General features: G+C 52.8%; 1 rRNA gene and 2 other annotated features. The gene reads right to left on the bottom strand.

What is annotated here, in order from left to right:
* A 23S ribosomal RNA gene (locus AR333_RS22315) occupies positions 1-99 on the bottom strand; the annotation flags it as partial.
* 262 nt (positions 100-361) lie between these two features.
* Positions 362-494: a sequence feature (16S ribosomal RNA rRNA prediction is too short), on the bottom strand.
* 62 nt (positions 495-556) lie between these two features.
* Positions 557-654: a sequence feature (16S ribosomal RNA rRNA prediction is too short), on the bottom strand.
* Between the last annotated feature and the right edge of the window lie 100 nt (positions 655-754).

Below are 754 nucleotides of genomic sequence, written 5' to 3'. Positions count from 1 at the left end.
AAGCCTGCTTACGGCTCCCCGAGGCATTTCGTCGTTCGCCACGTCCTTCTTCGGCTCCTAGCGCCTAGGCATCCTCCGTGTGCCCTTATTAGCTTGACCTCGTATTCGCACAAGTGCGGATACCTGATCATCTATAACAAGGTTTTGGATGATTCTAGTTACAACTTTCGCTATCTAGTTTTCAAGGAACAACGGATTCGCGCCACTGAATATCCGAAGAGTGTCAGGGCAGCAAAAAGTTTGAAAAGAGAAGGAAATTCTCCTTTCAAAACTGACAACGAGTGATTGAAGTTGTGAAGGCTTAAGGCCTTCTTGACTGGGTGCGCTTCGGCACCCGAGTCTCCATAGAAAGGAGGTGATCCAGCCGCACCTTCCGATACGGCTACCTTGTTACGACTTCACCCCAATCATCTACCCCACCTTCGGCGGCTGGCTCCTTGCGGTTACCTCACCGACTTCGGGTGTTGTAAACTCTCGTGGTGTGACGGGCGGTGTGTACAAGACCCGGGAACGTATTCACCGCGGCATGCTGATCCGCGATTACTAGCAATTCCGACTTCATGCAGGCGAGTTGCAGCCTGCAATCCGAACTGAGACCGGCTTTGATAGGATTGGCTCCGGATCGCTCCTTCGCTTCCCGTTGTACCGGCCATTGTAGTACGTGTGTAGCCCAGGTCATAAGGGGCATGATGATTTGACGTCATCCCCGCCTTCCTCCGGTTTGTCACCGGCAGTCAACTTAGAGTGCCCAGCT

Source organism: Paenibacillus sp. FJAT-26967, assembly GCF_001541095.1.
GTDB lineage: Bacteria > Bacillota > Bacilli > Paenibacillales > NBRC-103111 > Paenibacillus_F.
This window is presented reverse-complemented; position numbering and strand designations above follow the sequence as displayed.